At 51.3% G+C, this 23,086-nt stretch carries 25 protein-coding genes; 4 read left to right on the forward strand and 21 right to left on the reverse strand.

Annotated elements, in window-relative coordinates; all coding sequences use genetic code 11:
- Window positions 1–18 precede the first annotated feature (18 nt).
- From TX77_RS07580 to TX77_RS07605, 6 genes are all read right to left on the reverse strand, one after another.
- A complete protein-coding gene (locus tag TX77_RS07580; protein WP_044504160.1) occupies window positions 19–255 on the reverse strand; it encodes a FeoA family protein in 237 nt (78 codons plus the stop codon).
- Window positions 256–276: 21 nt separating this feature from the next.
- Complete coding sequence (locus tag TX77_RS07585; RefSeq protein WP_044504161.1) at window positions 277–570, reverse strand: DUF2325 domain-containing protein; 294 nt, start codon at window positions 568–570, stop codon at window positions 277–279.
- Between the two features lie 252 nt (window positions 571–822).
- A complete protein-coding gene (locus TX77_RS07590) occupies window positions 823–2,913 on the reverse strand; it encodes a heavy metal translocating P-type ATPase (protein ID WP_044504162.1) in 2,091 nt (696 codons plus the stop codon).
- Window positions 2,914–2,915: 2 nt separating this feature from the next.
- Window positions 2,916–3,548, reverse strand: coding sequence for an HMA2 domain-containing protein (locus tag TX77_RS07595; RefSeq protein ID WP_044504163.1), 633 nt, complete (start codon window positions 3,546–3,548; stop codon window positions 2,916–2,918).
- Between the two features lie 2 nt (window positions 3,549–3,550).
- A complete protein-coding gene (locus TX77_RS07600; protein WP_044504164.1) occupies window positions 3,551–3,835 on the reverse strand; it encodes an HMA2 domain-containing protein in 285 nt (94 codons plus the stop codon).
- A gap of 80 nt (window positions 3,836–3,915) precedes the next feature.
- The gene (locus tag TX77_RS07605) at window positions 3,916–4,134 is read right to left on the reverse strand and encodes a hypothetical protein (protein ID WP_044504165.1); all 219 of its coding nucleotides are present in this window, start codon (window positions 4,132–4,134) and stop codon (window positions 3,916–3,918) included.
- 303 nt (window positions 4,135–4,437) lie between these two features.
- Between TX77_RS07605 and TX77_RS07610 the strand changes: the two genes are divergently transcribed.
- On the forward strand, window positions 4,438–5,166 hold the full coding sequence (locus tag TX77_RS07610) for a BUD32 family EKC/KEOPS complex subunit (RefSeq protein ID WP_230198082.1): 729 nt from the start codon (window positions 4,438–4,440) through the stop codon (window positions 5,164–5,166).
- Here the strand turns inward: TX77_RS07610 and dprA are convergent.
- The 12 genes from dprA to hrcA form a co-directional block, all read right to left on the reverse strand.
- Entirely contained in the window at window positions 5,161–6,285 is a 1,125-nt protein-coding gene (dprA, locus tag TX77_RS07615) for a DNA-processing protein DprA (RefSeq protein WP_230198083.1), read from the reverse strand. The two genes, TX77_RS07610 and dprA, sit on opposite strands and share 6 nt — an antisense overlap.
- A gap of 13 nt (window positions 6,286–6,298) precedes the next feature.
- The gene (locus TX77_RS07620; RefSeq protein ID WP_044504167.1) at window positions 6,299–7,804 is read right to left on the reverse strand and encodes a YifB family Mg chelatase-like AAA ATPase; all 1,506 of its coding nucleotides are present in this window, start codon (window positions 7,802–7,804) and stop codon (window positions 6,299–6,301) included.
- Between the two features lie 4 nt (window positions 7,805–7,808).
- The gene (locus tag TX77_RS07625) at window positions 7,809–8,180 is read right to left on the reverse strand and encodes a YraN family protein (protein ID WP_044504168.1); all 372 of its coding nucleotides are present in this window, start codon (window positions 8,178–8,180) and stop codon (window positions 7,809–7,811) included.
- 103 nt (window positions 8,181–8,283) lie between these two features.
- Window positions 8,284–8,412: a hypothetical protein gene (locus tag TX77_RS14250; protein WP_268257936.1), complete on the reverse strand. Its 129-nt coding sequence runs from the start codon at window positions 8,410–8,412 to the stop codon at window positions 8,284–8,286.
- Entirely contained in the window at window positions 8,409–8,753 is a 345-nt protein-coding gene (locus tag TX77_RS07630; protein ID WP_044504169.1) for a histidine triad nucleotide-binding protein, read from the reverse strand. The genes TX77_RS14250 and TX77_RS07630 overlap by 4 nt, the downstream gene beginning before the upstream one ends.
- A 49-nt stretch (window positions 8,754–8,802) precedes the next feature.
- Window positions 8,803–10,110, reverse strand: coding sequence for a tRNA (N(6)-L-threonylcarbamoyladenosine(37)-C(2))-methylthiotransferase MtaB (mtaB, locus tag TX77_RS07635; protein WP_044504170.1), 1,308 nt, complete (start codon window positions 10,108–10,110; stop codon window positions 8,803–8,805).
- Entirely contained in the window at window positions 10,110–10,838 is a 729-nt protein-coding gene (locus tag TX77_RS07640) for a 16S rRNA (uracil(1498)-N(3))-methyltransferase (RefSeq protein ID WP_044504171.1), read from the reverse strand. The genes mtaB and TX77_RS07640 overlap by 1 nt, the downstream gene beginning before the upstream one ends.
- A gap of 4 nt (window positions 10,839–10,842) precedes the next feature.
- A complete protein-coding gene (gene prmA / locus TX77_RS07645) occupies window positions 10,843–11,718 on the reverse strand; it encodes a 50S ribosomal protein L11 methyltransferase (protein ID WP_044504172.1) in 876 nt (291 codons plus the stop codon).
- 20 nt (window positions 11,719–11,738) lie between these two features.
- The gene (dnaJ, locus tag TX77_RS07650; protein ID WP_230198084.1) at window positions 11,739–13,055 is read right to left on the reverse strand and encodes a molecular chaperone DnaJ; all 1,317 of its coding nucleotides are present in this window, start codon (window positions 13,053–13,055) and stop codon (window positions 11,739–11,741) included.
- A gap of 23 nt (window positions 13,056–13,078) precedes the next feature.
- On the reverse strand, window positions 13,079–14,932 hold the full coding sequence (gene dnaK, locus TX77_RS07655; RefSeq protein WP_044504173.1) for a molecular chaperone DnaK: 1,854 nt from the start codon (window positions 14,930–14,932) through the stop codon (window positions 13,079–13,081).
- Window positions 14,933–14,965: 33 nt separating this feature from the next.
- On the reverse strand, window positions 14,966–15,568 hold the full coding sequence (gene grpE / locus TX77_RS07660) for a nucleotide exchange factor GrpE (protein ID WP_044504174.1): 603 nt from the start codon (window positions 15,566–15,568) through the stop codon (window positions 14,966–14,968).
- Window positions 15,569–15,586: 18 nt separating this feature from the next.
- Window positions 15,587–16,621, reverse strand: a complete 1,035-nt coding sequence (gene hrcA / locus TX77_RS07665; protein ID WP_044504175.1) for a heat-inducible transcriptional repressor HrcA — start codon at window positions 16,619–16,621, stop codon at window positions 15,587–15,589.
- A 304-nt stretch (window positions 16,622–16,925) separates the two neighbouring features.
- Between hrcA and TX77_RS07670 the strand changes: the two genes are divergently transcribed.
- The gene (locus TX77_RS07670; RefSeq protein WP_044504176.1) at window positions 16,926–17,330 is read left to right on the forward strand and encodes an OsmC family protein; all 405 of its coding nucleotides are present in this window, start codon (window positions 16,926–16,928) and stop codon (window positions 17,328–17,330) included.
- A 120-nt stretch (window positions 17,331–17,450) separates the two neighbouring features.
- Here the strand turns inward: TX77_RS07670 and TX77_RS07675 are convergent, their stop codons facing one another.
- Together TX77_RS07675 and TX77_RS07680 are read right to left on the reverse strand one after the other, a co-directional pair.
- Window positions 17,451–18,512 carry a helix-turn-helix domain-containing protein gene (locus tag TX77_RS07675; RefSeq protein ID WP_044504177.1) on the reverse strand — a complete coding sequence of 354 codons (1,062 nt, stop codon included), beginning with the start codon at window positions 18,510–18,512 and terminating at the stop codon, window positions 17,451–17,453.
- A gap of 22 nt (window positions 18,513–18,534) precedes the next feature.
- Entirely contained in the window at window positions 18,535–18,831 is a 297-nt protein-coding gene (locus tag TX77_RS07680) for a type II toxin-antitoxin system RelE/ParE family toxin (protein ID WP_044504178.1), read from the reverse strand.
- A 331-nt stretch (window positions 18,832–19,162) separates the two neighbouring features.
- Between TX77_RS07680 and TX77_RS07685 the strand changes: the two genes are divergently transcribed.
- Both TX77_RS07685 and TX77_RS07690 read left to right on the forward strand, forming a co-directional pair.
- Window positions 19,163–19,516: a MerR family transcriptional regulator gene (locus tag TX77_RS07685; RefSeq protein ID WP_044504179.1), complete on the forward strand. Its 354-nt coding sequence runs from the start codon at window positions 19,163–19,165 to the stop codon at window positions 19,514–19,516.
- Window positions 19,517–19,605: 89 nt separating this feature from the next.
- Window positions 19,606–20,646 (forward strand): DUF362 domain-containing protein, encoded by a 1,041-nt coding sequence (locus TX77_RS07690; protein WP_044504180.1) that lies wholly within the window; start codon window positions 19,606–19,608, stop codon window positions 20,644–20,646.
- A gap of 252 nt (window positions 20,647–20,898) precedes the next feature.
- Here TX77_RS07690 and TX77_RS07695 read toward each other — a convergent pair.
- Window positions 20,899–23,086: YadA C-terminal domain-containing protein (locus TX77_RS07695; RefSeq protein ID WP_049917328.1), on the reverse strand; the 2,188-nt coding region annotated here is incomplete at its 5' end.

Below are 23,086 nucleotides of genomic sequence, written 5' to 3' on the forward strand. Positions count from 1 at the left end.
CTACTAAATACCCCCTTATTATTGATCCACGGCTACCGAAATCATAGCCGCTTCATTCATGCGCAAGGCCATAGCACAGCCTTTAATTTTGACTTCTACCGGATCTCCGAGAGGGGCCTTTTTAAAAACAGAAATACGAGAACCTTTGACGACACCCATATCTACCAGGCGATGTTGGATATTTCCCCGGCCTTCAAGGGCTTCGACAATACCTGACTGACCGACTTTCATGTCAGCTAACGAAACAATCTTCATGACTAACTCCCCTTTGCTTGCCTAGACGACGGCTTCCTCCGTCCTGGCGGCTAGTATAGTTTTCAGTGCACTTGAGCTGCTGGTATGGGAACGGACAATATCCACGTTCTTGCGCTGGGCTTCCTTCAGAGCGCAGCGGACCATACTGTGGCTCACGGTACTGGTAAACAACACCACGAGATCAGGCGACCCGATTTTCGACTTAAAATCACTGGGTACCTGAGTAAATACTTTGGCCTTATAATCGAATTCTTTGCAAATACGTTTATAACGGCACACCATGCAATCATTTCCACCTACGATGACGACACTCATTTACATCGCTCCTTTCAGCTCCGTAAATAATACTCACACATCCCTTCAACTAATGATAATATATTTCATTACCAAATATATTATATATTTTTTCACATACTCTGTCAACACATTGCTATTGAAATTCATTTATAAAAAGAAAGAAGCGCACGAAAGTACGCTTCTTATCTTTACAAAATGCACCTTGATGCATCCTTTTGAATATGTGATTATATATCCTAATTAAGACTTATTCTCTAAAATTAAGACTTTTTAGGCTCGCCGTTTCGGCATGGATGGCCCGAGAATGCGAACACTATTCAATACGACAGCCAAGGTGGCCGTATTGTGGATGACCGCGGCCCAGAGGGGGCTTATCTTCCCTAAGGCACCGAGAAGCATGGCTGCCGAGTTTACAGCAATGGTCGCCGTAAAGTTCTGGTTGATGGCCCGCATCGTTTCCCGTCCGATATGGAGGGCATCATATAACTTAGCCGGGTCTTCCGAACGGATCGTAATGGCTGCCGATTCAGCAGCAATATCGGTTTTGTTTCCGCCGAGGCTGACACCGATATCGGAGAAAGCCAGGGCCGGTGCATCGTTGATGCCGTCGCCAACCATCATGACGTTGCCTCTTTTTTGCATCTTCATGACGTAGTTAGCCTTTTCTTCCGGCAGGATTTCGGCGTAGTACGAGTCGATATCCATATCCTGGGCGACTTCGGCGGCGACGTCTTTCGAGTCACCGGTCAGCATGACCACTTCATCGATACCGAGGCGGCGCATGCGGTTCAAGGTCTTCTTCATGCCCGGACGAATCGGATCCTGAATGGTCAGGAATCCGAGGTACTGGCCGTTTTTAGCGATGTACAACAGGTTCTTGCCCCAGGTCTTATTATCGACAACCGGCATGCCTCCTACGCCCTCTTCGGTCATGAAGCGGCGGCTGCCGACGAGGATGTCCCCGCCTTCGTAGTTTTCAAACGGCGGAACGACAGCCTTCATGCCCCGGGCGACGACGGTTTCCGACGAAGCATGAGGCGGTGTCTGCCAGCCCTTGGCATTGACGTACTTCTGTACGGCTACAGCCAGAGGATGTACGGAATGCATTTCAGCCGACGCGGCCAACAGTATCATTTCTTTATCGCCGACGCCGTCAATCGTTTCGATATGGTCGATCTGGGGGACGCCCATGGTGATCGTCCCGGTCTTATCGAGGACGACCGTATCGATATCGGCTAAGTTTTCGATATAGTTGCCGCCCTTGATGAGGATCCCTTTCCGAGCGGCGACGCCGATGGCTGCCGAAATGGCCGTAGCCGTCGAAAGTTTCAAGCCACACGAGAAATCGATGAACAGCAAATTGAGAACTCTTTGCCAATCTTTGGTCGCCCCGTAGACGATGGCTGCCCCGATAAAGGAGATCGGCACTAAGAGATTGGCCATCTTATCGGCAAAGTTCTGGACCGGCGCCCGGCGGGTCTGGGCTTCTTCGACGAGATGGATGATCTGAGCCAGGGACGTATCGGCGCCGACCTTTTCGACGCGGATGACGAGGTCTCCGGCTTCAATGACACTGCCGGCATAGACCGGCGACTTTTCCTGTTTGATAGCCGGATTCGATTCGCCGGTAATGGAAGCCTGATTGACAGCGGCGTTGCCGTCGACAACGGTACCGTCGACGCAGATCTTTTCGCCGAGATGAACGGCAATGAGGTCGCCCCGCTTCAGTGATTCTACGGGAACCTTGCGTTCCCTGCCGTTTTCGATGATCCAGACGTCGCGCTGATCCAGTTTCAAAAGGCCGGAAATCTGACGGCGTGCCCGTTCGGCAGCGTATTCGGTCATCATTTCAGCCCCGTTCGACAGGGCCAGGAGCGTCAGACTCGATTCCGGCTTTCCGGACAGGACCGAGGCTGCTACCGCCGTTGCCGTCAAGGTATCGGCGCTGGCCTGATGGTCTTTTACCAGGCCGAGGATACCGCTTTTAATATAGCGACGCGCGATGTATAAGGTAAAGAGTCGACGAAACAAGAGCATGGATCCGTAAAATTCCGGATTGACCTTGCGCAGGATGTTCATAGCAATGAAGCCGCCGACAGAGATGATAGCTTCCCGTCGGTACGTGGCAACGTCCATGTCTTCCGGTTTATTTTCCTTTTTCCGGCCGTACTTATCTTCAAAAGCCCGAATGAACAGTTTCAGCGCCCGTACATCCAGGGTTTTACGGTAATAGACGGTAACCTTTTTTTCTTCGACAACGGCCGAGACGATATCCCGCACCTGACGAAGCTTGACGCTCAGGACCGGACGCATGCGGCTGGGAATTTCGCTGTGAAGAAAAATCGTATTGCACAAATACATGATTATTCCCTCCTCAAGAGCGAAAGGGCCCACCACAGCATCTGCGGCCCGGATGGACGATCGCCCATGAATACTGTTTTGCGAAGTCCGCGGATAACCAGGAACAAGGCCGCTAAGGTCGTCAAATCGAGAAGATGCTTCGTTTTTCGGCGAATGACCTTATTGAAGAAATCCCCCGTCGCTCGAGCTACCTTGAGGTACGCCGTTTCATCCGCCCGGCCCGATCCTTTGCGGTCGGCATCATAGACGGCATTGATAATCCCTTCAACGGCGCTGGGAAAGAGGCGGGAACGGAAGAAATCTTCCAAAAGATCCAGGGCAGCTTCACTTACTGCATAGACCAAAATACTGCCCGTAACGGTGTTGACCTCGATGGAACTGATACCGGTCATGACACCGATTTTCTTTTCCATGAATTCGGCCAACCCTGCATTGCCGACAAGGGACGCAGCCCGATAGCGACGACGGCCCGGGAGTGCGGAAACGCAGGCAAACCGCGGCACATCAGCTGCCTTTCCTCCTTGCATCGAAGGCGCACCGGCAAAGGCGCTGCCTCCCTTTTTCTTATTATGGAACAAGTCGTAAACGGCCTTTCCGATCGACGTGCCCACCATAAAACCTGAGGCGTATGACATAATCACCTTCTCCTTTCAGCATGGGTCATGATATAGTTTTCTACCCGAACGAGTTCTCGGTTTGTCCGCAGGACCTGCGGCCGATAGGTAATCAGTACCGAACCCGTAAGGACGTTGATATCGACGTTATCGATTTCTTTATAGCTGGCAATATAGGCGTATACCTTGCGGCCCAATTCAGCATTGCCGATGAGTTTCTTACTGTGCAGGCGAATGCGGCCCGGTAAGTAAGACGAGATTGAGACAGAACGGATGATGAAGTCCCATTTCGACGTCGGAATAAACATAAACGCAGCCCTTTCTATCTTTTTACCCTTTAAAAAAGACCGTTACCGAAAGGCAACAGTCTTCTTTTGACAGTCTGTAATTATTTTGCCTGTGCGGCTTCCTGAGCTGCAATCATGTCTTCTAATTCTTCCTTCTGGCGCTGCAATTCAGCGAGGGGAACGGACGCCGTCAAAGCGCCGGCTGCCGGCTGCTGCATAGCCAAGAGCTGCTGTTCACGTTCGGACATTAATTTGTAGCCGAAAACCCCTGCGACGACACCAATACCTAAGCCAATCCAAAAATCCGTATTCTGAAACATACGACACATCTCCCTTTTTAATAATCTATACCAAAATCTGCTTTTATTATAAAGTGTATTTCTTCACATGTCAATATCGTTTATCAGTTTCATTATAACTTTTTGGTCTAAACAACCATAAAAAAAGATACTCCGCCCATATCGAAGTATCTTTTAGAATGCTCAAACCCTGTATTTTACTGATATTTTAAAGAGGATTCCATTTCTTTTACAGCCCAAATTTGCTATAATCAACTCATACCCCATGTATGAATCGGGTAAATATTGAAACCATGTCTTACTAATAGAACTAAATAGAAAGGTGTGACTCTCTTGTTCAATCCGTCTCTCTTCAAAAAGGTTCAGGAAGTAATCGCCGAAAACCCGGATAAACGGGTTCTCCCCCTTTCTTTCGATGGAATGAACTACTTTATCAAACGCCGCATGAGTAATGGCCGCAACGCCTTTGCCAAACAGAATCCGTCGGCCGCTTTTTGGTGTGAAGCCTATAAAATCATGACTGTCAATTCCCGCCTGCCCTTGGCTCCGAAAATCGTCCTTCTCGACGAAGATTTTTTCGTCATGGAAAATGTCGGCAGAACCCTTCAAGGCGTCGCCAAAGAAGAAGCCTATGCCGACGTCCGTCTCAAAGCCTTTACCAAAGCCGGAGAAAGCCTGGCCCGACTCCACGTCGCCGGACTGCACCACGGCCGCCCGGCCTTGCGGGATATCGCCTATGACCGGGAAAGGGATGCCATTACCCTCCTTGACTGGGAAAACGAAAAGAAATTTATCCATGCGCCGGCCGCCGTCCTCGATCTCTTTCTCTTCGTTCACAGCTGTTTCCGTGAAAACTGGTCCGATCATGCCCTCATCGATGCCGCCATGACGGGCTATACCTCCGTCGAAGGCAGTAAGCGAACCCTGAAGGGGGTGAAAGAGCTCATTCACGACTACAATACCCTCTTCTATGTCTGTCACGTCCTGCGCCCCTTCGGCTGGATCGATGTCGTCTCCGTCGATAAGACGCGACACTACATTTCGCACCTATAATTGAAGATTTGCCGCAGCACAGCGAATATAGCCGCCGGGGAGTTCCTCGACGGCTTTTTTGAGCTGCAGCCGAAGGAGTGTATGCAGCAGTTTGGGAAGAGGCAATCCCGTCGCCGGCAGCAAGTCTTCAGCCGGAATGGCCCGCTCCATCGATAGGGCCGCTAACACTTGTTTTTCCGTCTCATCGAGGTCGACCGCTTCTCCGGCCCCAGCAGCCGTCGGAATGAGCCATCCTCGATTTTGAAAGACCTGTAAAATATCCTCCGTATCGGTAAGAGCCATGGCCCCCATCTGCAGCAGGCGATTCGTCCCCTTACTGGTCTCGGCAAAAATACTGCCGGGCATGGCAAAGACATCACGCCCTTCCTCTAAGGCAAAGTCGGCCGTAATGAGGGATCCGCTGCCAAGGGCCGCTTCGATGACGACGGTGGCCGCCGCCATGCCGGCGATAATCCGATTGCGGGCGGGAAAATGCTGGGCCCGCGGCTCGGTCCCGAAGGTATATTCCGAAAGGATGGCCCCGCCATTTTCAACAACCTCTCGAAATAGCCGCTTATTTTCCCGCGGATAGGTCCGATCGAGGCCGTTGGCCACGACGACAATCGTTCGCCCCTTCCCTTTCAAAGCTCCCGTATGAATCCGCGTATCGATGCCCCGGGCCCCTCCGCTGACCAAGGTGATCCCCCGTTCAGCCAGACTCATGGCCAAGGTTTCAGCAGCGTTCAGCCCGTAGGGGCTGGCCTTTCGAGAACCGACCATGGCCAAGGTATACCGATCGGCTGCCAGCGTTCCCTGACAAAAGAGGACCAACGGCGGCTGGGCAATGAAGGGCAGCCAGCAGGGATAGTCGTCGTCCCACAAGGCAATGGGCCGGACGCCATAAAAAGAAATTTTGCGGGAAAACCCGTCCCAATCAAAAACGTTACGTTCTTCAATAAGTTTACCAAAAGAAGCTGACGAAAATCGAAGCCGACGCCGCAGCTCGTCGTCCCACGGCGCATTCCAGGCAGCTTTAGCCGAACGATAACGGTCGAGGATCGTCTTCAAGCGCCGACTGCCGAGACCGGGAAGGGATTGCAGGGCCGCTGCATACATCGTTTCTTCCGTGATGCCACGCACAGCGTCACCTCCGTTACAGTTTATTGCGGTAGCTGATGGCTTCGGCTACATGATGTTCTTCAATCTCCTCGGCGCCGGACAGGTCAGCAATAGTCTGGGCCACCTTGATGAGCCGGTCGTAGCTGCGAGCGCTGAGGCGAAGAAGGTCAAAAGCCTCTTTCAGCATATCGCGAGCCGGCGGGCTCAAGCAACACGTCTCCTTGATTTTTCGGTGCCCCATATGGGCATTGCAATAACAGTCATAAGGCGACAGCCGTGCCGCTTGCCGCTCCCGAGCCAGAAGGACCCGGTCCCGTATCGTCGCCGACGTCTCGGCTCCACTGCTCGCTACCAGATCACCGTAAGCCGGCCGGGCTACGCGAACGTGGAGATCGATACGGTCCAGCAAGGGACCTGAAATCTTATGGGTATAGCGATGGCGGTTGTTTTCAGAACAAGTACAATCGTCGTCAAATCCATAGCGGCCACAGGGACAGGGATTCATGGCCGCCACCAGGACGAACCGTGAAGGATAGGATAAGGCAGCATTGACTCTGGCGATGTGGACGATGCCGTCTTCCAGGGGCTGACGCAATACTTCCAGTACCGACCGGGGAAACTCCGGCAATTCGTCGAGAAAGAGGACGCCATGATGACTGAGGGTCACTTCGCCGGGATGAGGAATCGTTCCGCCGCCGACAAGTCCGGCCCGGGAGATGGTATGGTGAGGACTTCTAAAGGGACGCCTTTGCATGAGCTGCCCTTCGCGAAGGAGTCCGGCGACACTGTAGATTTTCGTCACCTCTAAGGCTTCCTTCTTCCCCAAGGGCGGCAAAATCGTTGGAATCCGTTTGGCCAGCATAGTCTTACCGCTTCCGGGCGGACCGATCATTAAAATATTGTGACCACCGGCGGCCGCGATTTCAAGGGCCCGTTTGGCTTCGACCTGTCCTTGTACTTCGGAAAAATCGAGGTCGTAATCGAGGATATCGGACAACCGTTCTTGAGCCGTAACGGGCTTTAAAGGCGCCTCGCCCTTCAAATGACCGGCAACACAGGACAAGGACTCGGCCGTATAGACCGTAACGGACGGACAAAGGAGAGCTTCGGCGCCATTTTTCGGACTCACAAAAACGGACTTCACGCCTTGAGCAGCCCCTTCGATAACCATGGGCAGGACGCCGTTTATGGGCCGTATCTCTCCATCGAGAGCCAATTCTCCTAAAAAGAGGCAGTCCGTGCAGGCTTCCAACGGAATCTGGCCGCTCGAGGCCAAGATAGCCACAGCCAGTCCCAAATCGAGGCCGGACGTATCCTTCTTCAAATCGGCCGGTGCCAAGTTGACCGTCAGGCGGCGCATGGGGAACTCATAGCCGCTGTTCTTGATGGCCGCTCGTACCCGCTCCTTGGCTTCTTTGACCGACGTCGAGGCCAAACCTACCAAATCAAAAGACGGCAAGCCGTTGGATATATCCGTTTCGACGGCGATGACGTGGCCGCCGAGGCCCAAGGTCGCCGCCCCTGAAATACGTGCAAACATGAAGTCACCGCCTTTCCGCCAAAAAGGCATGGACGACGTGACGGATGACAGGCTGATCGTCGACTCCCGGCCAGACTTCGATGACGTCAAAGCGACAGGGCTTATCCCATAGTCGGAACTGTTTCAGATAGCCCGAGGCGACGGACGTGATTTTCTGCCGCTTCCGCCATTCGACGGCCTCACAAGGCCTGCCGTAACGCTCGGATCTTCGCGTCTTGACTTCGATAAAAACAAGGGTCCGTCCATGGTCGGCAATAATATCGATTTCACCCATGCGATTGCGGTAGTTGCAGCAGCGGATGCGATAATCCGTCTGATGCCGTATATAAGCCAGGGCCGCCTGTTCTCCATAATAGCCTAAAAGCTTTGTTTCCATGATACCTTCCCCTTTCACGTGGTTATTCCTTCCATTATAACCGTCACGGATTAAAGGGGCGTAAAAAAAAGACCCTCACGGGTCTTTTTTCATGAAAGAATCATTAGATTTTATGAATGGCTAAAAAGATGACCAGGCCGATGAGGAGTACGATGGCGATAATACGAGTAATCGAGGCCAAGGAAATCCGAACAGCCTTCTGCGCCCTTCTTTGCGGCCGACGCTCACTCATACGCCGGGCCATGCCATTTCCTTGCCGCCTAAGATATGGGCGTGCATATGATGAACGGTCTGACCGGCTTTTTCTCCCGTATTGAATACGACGCGGAAGCCGTCCTTATCGAGGTTCATGACCTGAGCGACTTTCTGGATCGCATAGAGCATCTTGCCGGCTATATCGGCATCATCCGGCGTCAGGGCAGCAATGCTCTGAACGTGTTTTTTGGGAATGACCAAAACGTGTACCGGTGCAACAGGATTGATGTCCTTGAAGGCGAAGAAATTGTCGTCTTCCCAAACCTTAGTGCTGGGGATATCCCCGGCGATGATCTTGCAGAAAATGCAGTCTTCCATAATAAATTCCTCCTTCTGGATACGGCAAATCAGGCTTACGAGCCTTTCCTCAAAGGGCCTCGGCCAAGAGCTTCTTGCCATCCGTTCCGACAAGGGCTACGGAAACGACCGTCCGCTGTGAGCCTTCCGGCAGTCCCTTCACGGCGACGCGTTCATAGTTTCCCGTAAAGCCTTCCCCTTCAGTCCCTTCCTGAGTTTCGATGAGAACCGACGCCTTGGTCCCGACGAGAGATTCGAGGAGCGCCGCTTTTTGACGGGCCGACAATTCATTGACCAATTCGACGCGGCGTTTCTTTTCAGCCGTATCGATTTGACCGCTCATGGTCGCTGCCGGCGTCCCTTTACGCGGCGAATAAGGAAAAGCGTGAATATGGGAAAAATTAAGGCGTTTCAAGGTCTCCATCGTCTCTTCAAAAAGGGCCTCGGTCTCACCGGGAAAGCCTAAGATCAGATCCGTTGAAACGGTCAGGCCGTCGATGCGGCTGCGCAGACGAGCAATCAAGGCTTCATATTCGGCAACGGTATAATGGCGGTTCATAGCCTTCAACACGGCATCGGACCCCGCCTGAAGCGGCAGATGCAGATGACGGCAAATTCGATCCGAGCTGTTCATGACGGCAATCATCTCGTCGTCGATTTCCAGCGATTCAATAGAACCCATGCGGATACGGGACACATCCGTTTCTTTGACCAGCCGGTCGAGGATGTGAGCCAGCGACGGATGATCGTCGAGATCACGACCATAGGCGCCGAGATGGATGCCGGTCAGGACGATTTCCTTAAAGCCGGCAGCGACGAGGCGTTTCGCTTCGGCAATGACGGCATCGGGACGGCGGGACTTCAAAACACCTCGCGTATAGGGAATGATGCAGTAGGCACAGAAATTATTGCACCCTTCCTGGATTTTCAGGTCTGCCCGCGTATGCTCGACGGCCGACGGATAGAGGGGAATTTCCTCAAACTCATCATGCCGGCGCACGTCATGGACGGCTGTAAAAGCTTCATCACGACCATTAGCGAGTAAATCACCGACGATAGAGACGATGCGTTTTCGTTCGTTCGTCCCGACGACGGCATCGACTTCGGGCATGGACGAAAGCAACTCCGGGTCAAGCTGGGCGTAGCAGCCGGTGACGATGACCTTAGCCGCTTCGTTGCGCTTCTTGGTCCGCCGAATGAGTTGACGTGACTTCTTTTCACCGACTTGGGTGACCGAACAGGTATTGATGATATAGACGTCGGCAGGGCCGTTAAAATCAGCTTCTTCAAAGCCAGACTGAAGAAATAAGCCCCGTATGCTGTCCGTATCGTATTGGTTGACACGACAGCCCAGGGTCGCAAAAGCAATAGTTGGCATTACTTGAATCCTCTTTCGTACATAATGATAGATAAGGCCGCCAACGACGCCGTTTCAGCCCGCAGGATCCGCGGTCCGAGAGAGACCGTGCGGCACCAGGCAAAGTGCTGTTCAGCGTAGGCGATTTCCTTTTCGGCATAACCGCCTTCAGGACCGATGGCAATGACGACATCACCGGTCCGCACGTCGCGGCAGGCTTCGGCCAGCGGCGCCGTTTCCCGTTCATAGGGAAGGATGCAGCGCGTATCGGCATAAGCGTCGACAAAGTCCGTAAAATTCATGACCGGTGCCACTTCGGGCACGTCGTCGCGGCCGCATTGCTTAGCCCCTTCCAGGGCCAGGCGCTGCCACCGTTCAAGGCGGGACTTCTGCCGTTTATCATCTAATTTTACTACACAATATTCCATTTGTACAGGAACGATTCGGCTGGCGCCGAGCTCCGTCGCCTTTTGGATGACCCAGTCGAACTTGTCGCCTTTTAAGATACCGGCTGCCAACGTGACCGCCCCTGACGACGCCGCCGGCTCGGACAACTTTTTGGCCGGCGTCAAATAAGCCGAATGACCTTCGATGCGAGTAATGAAGCATTCATAGGTCGTACCGGTCACATCGGTGACGGGAATGGTGTCGCCTACGGTGTGGCGCAGGACGAGGACGACGTGACGGGCGTCGTCGGCCGATAATTCAAAGGTCCCACAAATGGGAAAATCCGTGAAAATCTTACGCATGATCTCACCTCGTCAATGTCACGGCATACCAGCCGCTTCGGAGCTGTTCATCAGCCCAATTAAATCCGGCTTCTTCAGCCGCCTGCCTTACGTCATCGATGCGGTCGTCGATGATGCCGCTGACGATGAGCGTACCGCCGTCTTTTAAGTATGGCCCTACTGCCGGTAAGAGAGCCAATACGGCGTTGGTCACCAGATTGGCCACGATAACATCAGCCTGTTGCCCCTTGGGAATAGCCGTCAAAAGGTCGCTGTTGGCGATGGCCATCCGGTCTTCAACGCCGTTGAGGGCCGCATTGACCCGAGCCTGAGCGACGGCGGCGCTGTCAAAATCGACAGCTGCTACGTGAGCGGCGCCCAGCTTTGCCGCAGCAATGGCTAAGATTCCCGTGCCCGTGCCGATGTCAAAAACGACATCGCCCGGCCGCACTGCCTCTTCCAGGTATTGGACACAGAGACAGGTCGTGTCGTGAAAGCCGCTGCCAAAAGCAAGGCCCGGATCGATGGTAAGGACGTCTTCTCCCGGTTCCGGCGATGCTTTTTCCCAAGCCGGTTCCGCCCAGAAATGGCGGGAAATCTTCTTGGGATGGAAATGATCCTGCCAGGCAAAGAGCCAATCTTCGTCGTTGACATTTTTTTCAATGACCTGCCAGTTGCCGAGGTCGGCGCCGCGGCTTTCAAGGGCATTCATTTTTTCTCGAATCGTTTCCACCAAGCCTTCTTGTGTCAGCGGAAAATACGCTGTAATGCGAACGCGGCCCTCCGCGTCCGGCTGCTCATCGTCGATGACCGAGCCGTTGCTGCCGCATTCATAAACAAGAAGGGCCACCAAATCGGTGGCCACTGGGGAAACGAGCAAATCGACTTCATTCCATTGCATCGTCTATGCTCCCTTCATCTTTACAGATCTTCTTTTAATCGGGCCCAACTCCAACAGAAGTCGCCCCATACTTTTCTCAAGCTCTGAAACAGATCGTCTTTCAACTTGTTCCAAACACTTTTCTTGTTTTTCTTAGTATCTTTTTTGGTATTGCTCACAGCACTGTCATCGGCCTTTTTTTCAGCCGACTTTGGCTCCCCCACCCACGTTTCACCGCCGGCATAGGCGAATTCACGCAGGAGTTCCTGCTGTTTGTCATTCAATTTCTTAGGAATGGAAACGGTGACCCGGACGTGGTGATCGCCGCGGCGATTCTTGGCACCGAGGACCGGAATGCCCTTGCCGCGAATGCGGAACAAGGTACCGGTTTGTGTACCGGCCGGAATGTTCAACTCAATCTTTCCATCCAAGGTTTCGACAGGAATCTTGGTCCCTAAGGCTGCCTGGGCAAAGGAAATCGTTTCTTCTGACAGAATATCGCTTCCTTCACGGGCAAACTTCGGATCGCGGCGAACGAAGATGTAGACGTACAAATCGCCGTGACCGCCACCGCGGGTACCCGGTTCGCCTTCACCGGCAACGCGCAGGCGTGCACCGTCATCGACACCGGCAGGAATCTTGATTTTCAGTTTCTTGCGAACTTTTACGGTTCCCGAGCCATGACATTTCTTGCATTTGTCATGGATAATCTTGCCCGAACCGCCGCAGCGGCTGCAAGTACGGACATTGACCATCTGGCCAAAAGGCGTGTTCTGGACGACACGCTGCTGGCCTGTACCGTGACAGTCAGGGCAGGTATCGACCTTACTGCCCGGTTCGGCACCTTCACCGTGACAGTGGTCACACGTTTCTTCCTTGGGAACTTCAATTTCCATTTCCGTCCCAAAAGCAGCCTGCTTCAAGGCGATGTCTACGTCATAGCGCAGATCGGCGCCTCGCTGAGGCCCGTTGGACGACTGCCGGCCGCCTTGACCGCCAAAGAAAGAATCAAAGATATCTTCAAAGCCGCCGAAGCCGCCCTGACCACCCTGGCCGAAACCGCCAAAGCCGCCAAACCCTCCGAAGCCGCCCTGGCCAAAACCGGCACCGGAACCGGCAGCATTCCCATTCTGGAATGCCGCCGGACCGAACTGGTCGTACTGGGCGCGTTTTTGCGAATTAGACAAGACGCTGTAGGCTTCGTTGATTTCTTTGAACTTTTCTTCAGCTGCCTTCGGATCATCAGGGTTGCGGTCCGGATGATACTTAAGGGCCAGCTTTTTAAAAGCTTTTTTTATTTCCGCATCGCTGGCGTCTTTGGAAACGCCGAGCACTTCATAATAATCTCTTTTGCTCATCTGAGAAGCCCCTCTTATCTATCTTACTTCTTATCGTCGTCGACTACGGTGTAATCGGCGTCTACTACATTGTCATCCTGCTTCTGGCTGTCACCGGCATCGGACTGAGCGCTGCCTTCCGGCTGTGCCTGCTGCGAAGCGGCGTCAGCATTCTTATACATTTCGCTGGTCAAGTCGTAAAGCGGTTTGGTCAAAGCTTCCGAAGCAGCTTTGATCTTATCGACGTCGTCGCTCTTTACAGCTTCTTTCAAGTCAGCGATTTTATCTTTGATTTCCGAAACTTTAGCAGCGTCGGCTTTGTCGCCCATATCCTTGATGGTCTTTTCAGCCTGATAAATGAGGGAGTCGGCGTTGTTCTTAGCTTCGATGCCTTCTTTACGCTTCTTATCTTCAGCTTCGTGAGCCGCAGCTTCTTTGACCATGCGGTCGATTTCGCTCTTGTCGAGGCCCGAAGAGGATTTGATGGTGATCTTCTGTTCCTTACCCGTTCCGAGGTCTTTTGCCGAAACGTTTACGATACCGTTGGCATCGATGTTGAAGGTAACTTCGATACGAGGTACTCCACGGGGAGCTGCCGGAATGCCCGTCAGTTCAAAGCGGCCGAGGGTCTTGTTGTCAGCTGCCATTTCGCGTTCGCCCTGAAGGACGTGGACGTCAACGGACGGCTGGTTATCGGCTGCCGTCGAGAATACCTGGCTGCCGGACGTCGGGATCGTCGTGTTGCGGTCGATGATCTTGGTGAAGACACCACCGAGGGTTTCGATACCGAGGGACAATGGCGTAACGTCGAGGAGGAGAACGTCTTTGACGTCGCCTACGAGGACACCGGCCTGGATAGCAGCGCCGATAGCAACGCATTCGTCAGGGTTTACGCCCTTGCTCGGTTCTTTGCCGAGGATCGATTTGATAGCGTCCTGAACGGCGGGGATACGGCTGGAGCCGCCGACGAGGATGATCTTGTCGATTTCGTCGATGCTGAGACCGGAGTCAGCAATAGCTTTCTTGGTCGGTTCCATCGTAGCATGAACGAGGTCTTCCGTCAGTTCGTTGAATTTAGCACGGGTCAACGTCAGGTCGAGATGTTTCGGGCCCGAAGCGTCAGCCGTGATGAAAGGCAGGTTGATGTTGGTCGAAAGGACCGTCGACAATTCGATTTTTGCTTTTTCAGCAGCTTCTTTCAAGCGCTGGTCAGCCATCTTATCCTGAGAGAGGTCGATGCCGGTCTGTTTCTTGAATTCGTCAACCATCCAGTCCATAATCTTGTTGTCGAAGTCGTCGCCGCCGAGTTTCGTGTTGCCGTTGGTAGCCTTTACTTCAAAGACGCCGTCGCCCAGTTCCAGGATCGAGACGTCGAAGGTGCCGCCGCCGAGGTCGAATACGAGGATCTTGCCGTCGCCGCCTTTATCGAGGCCGTAAGCGAGAGCTGCTGCCGTCGGTTCGTTGACGATACGGAGAACGTCGAGACCGGCGATCTTGCCGGCGTCTTTCGTAGCCTGACGCTGGCTGTCGTTGAAGTAAGCCGGAACGGTGATAACGGCCTGGGTTACTTTTTCGCCCAAGTAGCTTTCAGCGTCTTCCTTCAATTTCTGAAGGACCATAGCCGAAATTTCCTGAGGCGTATAATTTTTGCCCTGAACGTCAACGGTGTAGTTTTCACCCATGTGACGTTTAATCGAGGCAATGGTGTTTTCCGGGTTAGAAACGGCCTGGCGTTTTGCCAACTGGCCGACGAGGCGTTCGCCGGTCTTCGAGAAACCGACAACCGACGGGGTGAGACGAGAACCTTCCGTATTCGTGATGACCGTAGGTTCGCCGCCTTCCATAACAGCGACTACGGAGTTTGTCGTACCTAAGTCAATACCAATAACTTTGCTCATAAAAGATTCCTCCATTCTTATACTAAACGATAATTAACCGTTAAATGCAACTTTTACCATGGCCGGACGCAAGGTCTTTTCGCCCAGGAGATAACCTTCCTGGAGGACCTCTACGACGATGTCGTCATCGTATTCGTCACTGGGCACACGCATGACAGCCTGATGGTAGTTAGGATCGAAAGGTTTACCGACAGCTTCGATTTTGGTGACCCCTTCCTTTTCAAGGACGGCCATCAGCTGTTTGTAAATCATTTCATAGCCTTCGATAAAGGAGTGTACATCATCGGAAACGGCATCTGTCGGAGCCTTGAGGGCCCGTTCAAAATTGTCGATGACCGGCAGGATCCGGCCGAGGACATCCATTTTGACGACTTCCGAAATCTGAAGCTTTTCGGAAGCAGTACGCTTCTTATAGTTGGCAAAATCAGCCTGCAGGCGAACGAACTGCTGTTCAAACTTCGCGGCTTTTTCCGCATCGGCCTTATCAGCAGCTTCTTTGGCATCCGGTTCCGTCGTTTCAGAGCCCTCATCTGCCGCCTGCGCGTCTACGGCTTCGGCTTTTTCCTTGGCAGCGTCTTCCGCCACTTTATTCGCTTCTTCCTGTAATACAGTATCTTTCTTCTCTTCGTTACTCATCTCGTTCGGTACTCCTCCTTACGTCTCGTCCTGGTAATGGGACAGCATCTGAGTCATATGCTGTTTCATGAAATCCAACAGGCCGATGATTTTAGCATATTCCATTCGTGCCGGCCCTAAGACGGCCAGCTTGCCGAGAACGACATCGTGATCGGTGAAGGTCGCTTCAATGATGCTGCAGTCGTTAATTGGCGACAGCTTCGTTTCCTCGCCGATGCGGACGGTAACGGACTGCCCTTCGCCTTCATCGTGGAGGATGTTGGCGACGATGTCCTGTTCTTCCAGCATGGTAAAGAGGCTCTTGGCCTTGTCGACGTCCTTAAATTCCGGTTTGTTGAGCAGTTCCGTCGTACCGCCTTTGTAGAAATGCTCACCTTGGCGGCGAGTCTGCTCCATGGCCCGGAAGGCCAACCGATATAATTCGACGTCGTCGACGATGGTTTCATGAAATGTTTCGATAGCCTTTTCATCGATGCGGTCCATGGCCGTACCGGTCAAATAGTTAGTCAGCTTCTGGGCGATGATGTTCAAATCGTCCATGCTGGCCCCACTGGGTTTCGGGTAAATACAATTTTCAACTTGTCCCGTGTCGGTGACGACGATCATGATAGCCCGCCTATCATCAAGGGGCAAAAAGCGGATGTACTTCAACTTCGAGTTAAGCCGCTCCGACGCCATGATCAAGGTGACGTTGTGTGTAATCCGGGCCAAGAGCTTGGCCGTCGACTGAAAGATTTCATCGACGCTGCTCAGCTTATCCTGAAACCAGGACTGGACGAATTGCTTTTCCGCTTCCGTAATCTTCGTCGGCTTGAGGAGGCAGTCGACATAGAGCCGATAGCCTTTCAAGGACGGGACACGGCCGGCCGACGTGTGGGGCTGTTCCAAATATCCCATCATTTCCAGATCGAACATTTCGTTGCGGATCGTCGCCGGGCTTATGCCCAAATCATACTTACGGGCAATCGTCCGCGACCCGACAGGTTCGGCAGATGCGATATAGTCCTGAACGATGACTTGCAGTATCTTCTGTTTGCGTGCATCTAAGTTCATAACGATATCACCTCTGCTCATTTGACTTTTCTTAGCATTCTGACTATTTGACCTCTAAGACTATATATAAGATAGCATGACCCCATTCTTTTGTCAAGCGTTTATAGTCAAAAAGTCAAAATAAATATCAAAATAGACAAAGACCGCATAAACTCCTCTTTTCCCCATAAATTTGCCATGAAAAGAAGCCGTAAAATCCGGGAAGTTCTCTTCAAATCTGTGGTATAATCAAGGAAAGGGCAATCCGTCAAGAACGCCCTATATATAACATTAATTTAAGTATCGTCTAAAAGGAGGAACTACCATGTCTCATGTAACATTCAAAGGTAACCTGAGAAACGAATTGCACGACGCCAAACAGAAACAGACTATCATCACCGACGGTCCGAAGAGTCACGGCGGCCTCGAAGAAACGTACTCCCCCGTAGAATTACTGGCTGATACCTACGCCTCCTGCGCCATCACCATCATGGCAGCCGTTGCCGGCCAGCTGGGCTGCGACCTGACCGGAACCTATGCCGATACGGAAACGTCCGTCAACGAGAAAGACTTCCGGATCGAACACATCGGCGTCCATTTCCATATGCCCAAATCCCTCGATGAAAGCCAGCGCAGCGCCATCGAAGCCTCAACGCGTGACATGTGCATCGTCGGCCGCAGCCTCCATCCCGACATCAAAAAAGATTTGACCTTCACCTACGACGCATAAGAAATCTTTGCAGGTATCACAAATTCATCCTTGATAGAGTAAACGGCCCCGTAAGATCAGACGAAAAATCTGACCTTACGGGGCCGCTCGTATCTAACAAATATAATTCTATATCTATATTTATCCCGCAACTTCCTCATATTTGCGCCTATATTGATTCAATTGATTATGCTTAATTTTCTTATCATGCTGAAGTCTGCCAATAATAATATCAGGACTTACTTGAATCGAATCCGCAAAAACCTCGATAGAATGAAGCGAATAATCAGCCTCTAAGTAAAACGCTTTCAATTTCTCCGAAGGAATCAAGATGTCAGCAGCTGTTCTATCGGCCCTTTTTTCATCTTCTTCCGACGTACCGTCTTTTTGGTAGATGTGCCCTTCCAGAATATGCGAAATCTCATGAAAAAGGCTAAAACAGAATTGATCCGCATATTTTCCATCCATAGTAATTCCCAGTACCACTTTATTGGCGCCAGGATCATAAAAGGTAATACCATGTAAAAACGCTCCCTTGAGTTGAGGAAGGTACACTAGGGCGATGCCACAGGACTTTAGAAGTGCAGTCAATCTTTCACTGACATCATCCGGCTGATGTACCAGTAAGTTTCTGACTTTTCTTAAGTTCTGTCTCAAAGCATCTGCTGAAAACACCGCTGTTTCCATGTCCCGAGCTTTAAGTTTGGCATATTGAGCCAAGGTACGCATAATATATGTACTCGTTTCCGTATCAGACAGCTTTCTGCAAGCAATGGGCATAAGTTCTCTATTTTGAAGTAGTTCTAAGCGGCTCACTTCAAAGAACTTACATAAATTAACAATTTTCTCTATCCACTTACGAGCAGGAGGAGCCATCCCCCACTGCACAATTTTGTTGTAGGGATATTTTTGGGCGAGTTCTTTCTCTTCTTCCAATTCATTTTCCCGTTTTACTTTTACTAATTTTTCCTGATAAATGGCTTCCAGATTATTCCAAAAACCAGCCGGTACCCCTAATACTAACTCGAGTTTTTCAGCCATATCCGGAGTCAAATGCACTTCTCCATTGATCAGTTTGCTGGTATGTTTTTCGGACATCCCCATCCGTTTAGAAAATTCTTTTTGGGTCATGCCTCGATCTTCAAGCAGTTCTTTAATGGTAGCACCGGGCGGCGTCGCAATATAGCTCTTGCTTTCCAACATGAATCTCACTCCTCCCAAATTCTTAATGATAATCTATAATTTCCTGTACTTCTGCAATTTGTATTTCACTACCTATTTGGGTAAATATTAAACGATAGGGATGTTCTAAATCCAGCGCATACTGATTTTCTCTATCCCCCGTTAAGAGATGACAGCTCCCAATACGATATTGAACCATCATCTCCACTGAATCAGCAGTGTTAAGTTCATCAATCCGTTGATGAATTTTTCTAGCCATTATATCCCCGTATGTTTTTCGTGCAGCCTGAGCATTGGTACATACTTTTTCTATTTTTCGGTTTCTATAACTGACCTTCAACGTTTCACCTCATTTACCTATAAGGTTAATTTTATTCTACCATAGTTATCAAGTTTAATCAACAATTTTTATTTACCTCTTAGGTAAATAGCGAAAATATAATTCATCATAACCACGTCCCTTCGGATTGACCGCATTCGTATGAATCTCTTCGTCAAAAAATATATAGCTTTATTAATAAAAAGATGAGGCCTCTATTTTCTATCTAACCATACCATGGTTTCACCATCAAAAACGGTATTCACAGTAAAAATTAATCATATTTTATTTTTTCGCCTTGACTTAGAGACGACTCCAATAGCTATAATGTAAATCAAAAGGAGGGACTACCTTGAAAATAAAAGATGTAAGTGAACAATTACATATTTCGCCGGACACGCTTCGTTACTACGAAAAAATCGGGCTCATCCGCAATGTGCCCCGCGATAAAAACGGCATCCGCGACTACAGCGAAGAAAACTGCAAAAGCATTGCCTTTATCAAGTGCATGCGGGCAGCCAACGTTTCTATCTCTGGCCTGACGCGCTATATGGAGCTTTTCGAGAAAGGCGACGCCACTCGTAAGGAACGGCGGCAAATTTTAGTCAATGAACGAAACCAACTACAGAGCAACTTGCAGGACATCCAAGATGCCTTAAGCCACTTAGACTGGAAAATCAAATTATACGACGAAGGAAAGTTCTAGTATTTTTGCAACCATTTTGCAGGAAAGCTTATTTCTCTTTATCGCCGCAAATTTTGACGCCGGTTCCATCATTCACACAGGAGGTACTTATGGAAAATATAACGCGGCGCGGCTTTTTAAAACTAGCCGGCAGTGCGGCCCTCGGCCTTGCTTTAGGCAAAGCCAACATTCTGCCTGCCATGGCCCAGGCACCGGTCGTAGGCAGTCAGGAAACGACGGCCCAGTCCGGTCAATCCGGCTCCTATGCCAAGGTCTATTACACCAAGCACATCGACGCCGAACACTTGATTAAATTGTATCAGAAGGTCAATGAAGGCATTTACGGCAAGACGGCCATCAAAGTCCACACGGGCGAACAGCACGGCCCGTACATCCTGCCGCGGGACATGGTCAAGGCCTTCCAAGCTCAGGTGCCTGACAGTAATATCGTCGAAACGAATACCCTCTACCCCGGCGACCGCGACACGACAGAAAAACACCGCCGGACCTTAGAAGTCAACGGCTGGAATTTCTGCCCCGTCGACATCATGGATGAAAAAGGCAACGTCATGATGCCCGTCCGCAAGGGCCTCCATTTCTCGGAAGTATCCTTAGGCCGCAACATCACTAATTACGACTCCATGATCGTCCTGACCCATTTCAAAGGCCACGCCATGGGCGGCTACGGCGGATCACTGAAAAATATCGCCATCGGCTGCGCGGACGGTCAGGTCGGAAAACGCCAGGTCCACGCCTTCCATGAATCGCGGACTCCCGTCGGTTCTGACTGGTCAGACAATATGGTTCTCGAAGAAGGTTTTATGGAAAACATGGCCGACTGCGGCAAGGCCATTTGCGACTACTTCGGAAAACACATCGTCTTCCTCAACGTCCTGCGCGCCATGTCCGTCGACTGTGACTGCGCCGGTACCTCGGCAGCCAAACCGGTCATCCCCGATTTAGGCATGATGGCTTCGACGGATATCTTGGCCATCGATCAGGCCAGTGTCGACATGGTCTATGATCAGCCGGAAAGAGATAAGCATGATTTGGTAGAACGAATCGAATCCCGCCACGGCCTGCACCAATTGACGGCCATGCGAAAATTAAAGATGGGCAATGACAAATATCAGTTGATTTCCATCGACTAAATCAACAAATACATCCCTGCTCGAATGACGAAAATCAACTCATTATATAACCCAAAGAGCCCTGTAAGCTCTCCTCCCCCACATCGGGACGGAAGAGCTTACAGGGCTCTTTTTAGGTTTCTGACAATCCGTACAGCAGTTTTGCCGAAAAGAGAATACGCTCTTTATACAAAAAAATTGCGGCTGCCAAAAGACAGCCGCAACTTTATATGAGAATCAGAAGATCCTCCAGAGAAACCCTTAGAAACAGGATTAGTTTTGCTTGTTTTCCGGAACGATGCGGACACGCTGGATGGTCGGTTTCCCGTCCTTATCCTTAGCGATCGTATCGATGCGGATGTACTTGAGTTCTGCAGAGAATTCGTTGGCCAAGCGATCCAACGTATCGTCGCCCTGGAGGGCTGCATTCGAGGCAGCGCCTGCCATGATGGCACGATAGACAACCGCAGCGAATTCATAACGCGTCATCATGCGGTTACCATCGAAGTTTCCATCCGGATAGCCTTCGATAATGCCGAGCTGATGAAGCTTAGTAACGTATTCGTAAGCCCAGTGGTTAGCCGGAACATCCGGGAAGAGCTCGCTGCCTTTGGACTCAATCGTACCAGGATTCTGGCCAGTCAACTGATTAATCATTTGACTCTGACGATTGACGATGTCTTCGAGTTTCGCTACGTCATCACGGAGGTGTTTGATTTCCTTAGCCATGCCAACGCGAGAGTTAGATACGTTGTTGCCCTGGCCTAACTTGAAGGAAACACCGGCGTTAATCATGTTTTCACCGCCGCCGATAGTGCCGCCGACCGAGAAGGTAGTATCTTCGTTCGGTTTGTAGAAGGCACCGAAAGCACCGGCGTTAGCGCCGCGGTAGTGGCCATAGCCGAAGGCGAAATCCCACTTATCATCAGGATCGAAGTCCTGCGGATGGAGGGCTGCCAAAGCAGCTGCACCGGCACCGACGCGGTTGATGCGGTTATCCAGTTTATTGACTTCTCCGCCCAGGTTGTTGATAGCCTGGTCGCGCAGGGCCAGCTGGCCGCCATTGACGGCTTCCGTCGAGCCCGGAGCTACGGTTCCGTCAGCAACACCGCTTACGACGTTGTTGCCCATGTTGACATTGCTGTCCTGAATGGTGATTGTACGATCGCTGTCTACGGTCTTGATGGTGACACCGTTGTTATTAATCGTCGTATTGCCCGTTGTGACACTGTCGAGGTCTTTCAAGTCCTTAGACAGTTTGATGTCGAGGCCATCACCGCTGCTGTTTCTTACAACACCGATGTTGCCGCTAGACAGTTTAGACGTATCGGCACCGCCGTTGAGTTTCAGCGTATCGCCGAGGCCAACGGTGACGCTGTTGTCTGCGCCGTCGTCGCCTTGGAAGACACGGCCTTTGCTGACCTTGTCATCTACGACTTTCAGCTGATCTTCGGTAGCTGCACGGCCGGACTGGATGTTCGTGCCATCCCAGGTGGTGTTGTCCAACCCAGTGAGGTAGTTGCCCGTTGCCGGATTGCCGTCGTTTGCCGTGTTTGCTTGGTTGCCCAGAACGGCACCGCCTGCAGAAATCTGGCCTTTAGAGCCGTCCAGTTTGACCTGGTTATCGCCGCTGCCGGCCGTAACGGTGGCACCGTTGCCGTCGATATTGACCTGCTTGGATGCATCACTATTGTCACCAAGAGTAATGTTATCATTCAGGTTAACCTTGTTATCAGCATCTACGGTGATGTTCTTACCGGATTGTGCTTTCACTGCGTCGGCTTGACCTTTCGCAATGTTGTAAACGTCACCAATATTGGCACCGTTGTTGTAGTTTTCCTGACCTTCTACAGACGTGTCATAGTTATTACCAAGACCGCTGCCTACGTCCTTGATTTGCTTATTCCCAGCATTGATACCATCTTTATCGATGGAGATACCAGAATCTTTAATCGCAATCTTATCCGTAGAAACGCCATCTTTATCGATGGTCGTGTTACCAGCTGTAAGAGAACCATCCTGACCGAGGTCGACATTGTCTTTCAGGCCGACCTGCAGCTTACCATCATCGGTAACTTTCGTTTCGATGTTGGTGTCACCAGTTACAGTGATAGTGCTGCCCAAGTCTTGTTTGACAGACTTGCCGTCGTCAGCAGTTAAGCCGAAGCCGCCGCCCTTGTCCGCACCTTTAACGTCATTGATAGCGGTGGTCAAATCACCGATATTGGCTGCGTTGTTGTAGTTTTCCTGACCGGCTACGCTTGTATCATAAGTCTCACCAGTCGTGCCGCTGGCCACATTAGTGATCTGGTTGCCGCCGTTGTTGAGACCCGTGCCCGTCAAGGATACCGGATTGCCGGTTTCAGGCGTAATGGTGACACCGCCGTTATTGACTACGGTGTTGCCCATGGTGACGGAGCCGGTGGAGCCGAGGTTGAGGTCTTTATTGAGCTTAACCGTC

The sequence above is a fragment of the Megasphaera massiliensis genome (assembly GCF_000455225.1).
Taxonomy (GTDB): domain Bacteria; phylum Bacillota; class Negativicutes; order Veillonellales; family Megasphaeraceae; genus Megasphaera; species Megasphaera massiliensis.

Bases quoted from the DNA above. Each gene is read 5' to 3' on its own strand.
- TX77_RS07670 (WP_044504176.1), top strand. From the start codon at position 16,926: ATGTCTCATGTAACATTCAAAGGTAACCTGAGAAACGAATTGCACGAC.
- prmA (WP_044504172.1), bottom strand. From the start codon at position 11,718: ATGCAATGGAATGAAGTCGATTTGCTCGTTTCCCCAGTGGCCACCGAT.
- TX77_RS07640 (WP_044504171.1), bottom strand. From the start codon at position 10,838: ATGCGTAAGATTTTCACGGATTTTCCCATTTGTGGGACCTTTGAATTA.
- TX77_RS07590 (WP_044504162.1), bottom strand. From the start codon at position 2,913: ATGTATTTGTGCAATACGATTTTTCTTCACAGCGAAATTCCCAGCCGC.
- TX77_RS14250 (WP_268257936.1), bottom strand. From the start codon at position 8,412: ATGAGTGAGCGTCGGCCGCAAAGAAGGGCGCAGAAGGCTGTTCGGATT.
- TX77_RS07580 (WP_044504160.1), bottom strand. From the start codon at position 255: ATGAAGATTGTTTCGTTAGCTGACATGAAAGTCGGTCAGTCAGGTATT.
- TX77_RS07605 (WP_044504165.1), bottom strand. From the start codon at position 4,134: ATGTTTCAGAATACGGATTTTTGGATTGGCTTAGGTATTGGTGTCGTC.
- grpE (WP_044504174.1), bottom strand. From the start codon at position 15,568: ATGAGTAACGAAGAGAAGAAAGATACTGTATTACAGGAAGAAGCGAAT.
- dnaK (WP_044504173.1), bottom strand. From the start codon at position 14,932: ATGAGCAAAGTTATTGGTATTGACTTAGGTACGACAAACTCCGTAGTC.
- TX77_RS07625 (WP_044504168.1), bottom strand. From the start codon at position 8,180: ATGGAAACAAAGCTTTTAGGCTATTATGGAGAACAGGCGGCCCTGGCT.
- TX77_RS07585 (WP_044504161.1), bottom strand. From the start codon at position 570: ATGAGTGTCGTCATCGTAGGTGGAAATGATTGCATGGTGTGCCGTTAT.
- TX77_RS07675 (WP_044504177.1), bottom strand. From the start codon at position 18,512: ATGTTGGAAAGCAAGAGCTATATTGCGACGCCGCCCGGTGCTACCATT.
- dnaJ (WP_230198084.1), bottom strand. From the start codon at position 13,055: ATGAGCAAAAGAGATTATTATGAAGTGCTCGGCGTTTCCAAAGACGCC.
- mtaB (WP_044504170.1), bottom strand. From the start codon at position 10,110: ATGCCAACTATTGCTTTTGCGACCCTGGGCTGTCGTGTCAACCAATAC.
- TX77_RS07630 (WP_044504169.1), bottom strand. From the start codon at position 8,753: ATGGAAGACTGCATTTTCTGCAAGATCATCGCCGGGGATATCCCCAGC.
- TX77_RS07600 (WP_044504164.1), bottom strand. From the start codon at position 3,835: ATGTTTATTCCGACGTCGAAATGGGACTTCATCATCCGTTCTGTCTCA.
- TX77_RS07690 (WP_044504180.1), top strand. From the start codon at position 19,606: ATGGAAAATATAACGCGGCGCGGCTTTTTAAAACTAGCCGGCAGTGCG.
- hrcA (WP_044504175.1), bottom strand. From the start codon at position 16,621: ATGAACTTAGATGCACGCAAACAGAAGATACTGCAAGTCATCGTTCAG.
- TX77_RS07620 (WP_044504167.1), bottom strand. From the start codon at position 7,804: ATGTTTGCACGTATTTCAGGGGCGGCGACCTTGGGCCTCGGCGGCCAC.
- TX77_RS07595 (WP_044504163.1), bottom strand. From the start codon at position 3,548: ATGTCATACGCCTCAGGTTTTATGGTGGGCACGTCGATCGGAAAGGCC.